We start from the raw sequence: 1,634 nt of genomic DNA, 5'->3' as shown, positions 1-1,634 counted from the left end.
TTCTCAAACAGGAAGCTTGCGCCAGAAGCAGACATTTCGCATCGCGGGGCAGGCTGCCCGGATGGGTCTTGTCTCCCTACTTCGGCATTGGGAGGAGACTCCTTAAGTCCGATCCCTCTCCGCCCCCAGATCGGTATTGATGTACCGACACCGGGTAGTCATACTTACGGGGCAAGTGAGGAGAAACGAGCCACAATGCGTCTGCTGCCAAATCTGCTCTCCCGTTTTGTAAAAAACGGGCGCCTGACTGTCATATTCGAGGACGGTTTCCGGCAAGCCTTCGGCAGTGGACAGGATGGGCCCGACGTGACGATCCGCCTAACCGACAAAGCGGTCGAACGCGAGATCTTCTTCAATCCGGAACTGAAGGCGGCCGAAGCCTACATGGATGGCCGCTTGGTGATCGAGAACGGTGGCAAAGCATTTGACCTCTTGTCACTTTTTTCCGTCAACCGCACTGGGTTGGCAGCCCACCCTGTTCAGAAGGCGTTGCGGAAAGCCTGGCGTGCGTTGCGCCGGCGCCAGCAGAACAACAAGCTCGGTCTCGCCGCCAAAAACGTTCAGCATCACTACGACATCCCGACGAAATTTTATGAGCTATGGCTCGACGAGGCAATGACCTATTCGTGTGCCTATTACACGGCACCGGACAACAGTCTGCAGCAAGCGCAGATGGACAAGCATCGCCACATTGCCGCGAAGCTCAAGCTAGAGCCGGGCATGCATGTGATGGAAATCGGCTCAGGCTGGGGCGCTCTCGCCATCTATCTCGCCAAGTATTGCGATGTGAAGGTCACGGCGATCAACGTTTCGACGGAGCAATTGGCGGCGTCTCGGCTTCGAGCGATCGAGGCCGGGGTCGCTCATCAGATCGATTTTCGCGAGGTCGACTATCGCGAGGTCAGCGGACAGTTCGACCGTGTTGTCTCGATCGGAATGATGGAGCACGTGGGCGTCGCTCATTTCGACAGCTATTTCACGATCATTAGTAGATTGTTGAAGGAGGGCGGCTTCGCATTGGTTCATGCGATCGGACGCATGTCACCGCCTGGTACGACAGCGCCGTTCATCCGCAAGTATATCTTTCCAGGTGGGTATGTGCCGGCTTTGTCAGAGGTGTTTGCCTCGTTGGAGCGCACGGGGATCTGGTGCGCCGACTGCGAAAATTTGCGGCTGCACTATTACTGGACGATCCACGATTGGCGTCTCGGTTATGAGGCCAAGCGCGAGGAGGCAGTCGCCATGATGGGCGAACGCTTCTGCCGTATGTGGGATTTCTATCTGGCGTCGGCCGAACTCGGCTTCCTAAACGGTTCAAATTTTGTCTTCCAGATACTGATCTCGACTCGCCGTGACGATGTCCCAGTCATCCGCGATTATATTGTCGAAGAAGAGCGACGCCTACTGAGCTCGATGCAGACGAGTGCGTAGTTTCGCTATCTACACCAGTGGGCCCGGTCCGCTGGTTAGCTCGCCCTCAGGACTCGGATGACAACAGACAGCCACGCCAACTCATCCCGCCGGTCAATCTTCGTCCGACGGAAGCGCCAGTGCAACCGATCGACAAGTCCGCAGATCAAAGCGGTCGGCCACGAACGGCAGCTTTGCGCCCAAAGAACGAACCCGCTCGCGGG

1 protein-coding gene is annotated in these 1,634 nt (G+C 57.0%); it reads left to right on the top strand.

Annotation, left to right across the window (positions count from 1 at the left end):
- Positions 1-195 precede the first annotated feature (195 nt).
- Positions 196-1,431, top strand: coding sequence for an SAM-dependent methyltransferase (locus NMG80_RS06415; RefSeq protein ID WP_254017367.1), 1,236 nt, complete (start codon positions 196-198; stop codon positions 1,429-1,431).
- Positions 1,432-1,634: the final 203 nt, after the last annotated feature.

The sequence above is a fragment of the Mesorhizobium escarrei genome (assembly GCF_935825525.1).
GTDB classification, from domain to species: domain Bacteria; phylum Pseudomonadota; class Alphaproteobacteria; order Rhizobiales; family Rhizobiaceae; genus Mesorhizobium; species Mesorhizobium escarrei.
The sequence above is the reverse complement of the archived record's forward strand: the minus strand, read 5'-3'. Positions and strand labels throughout refer to the sequence as shown.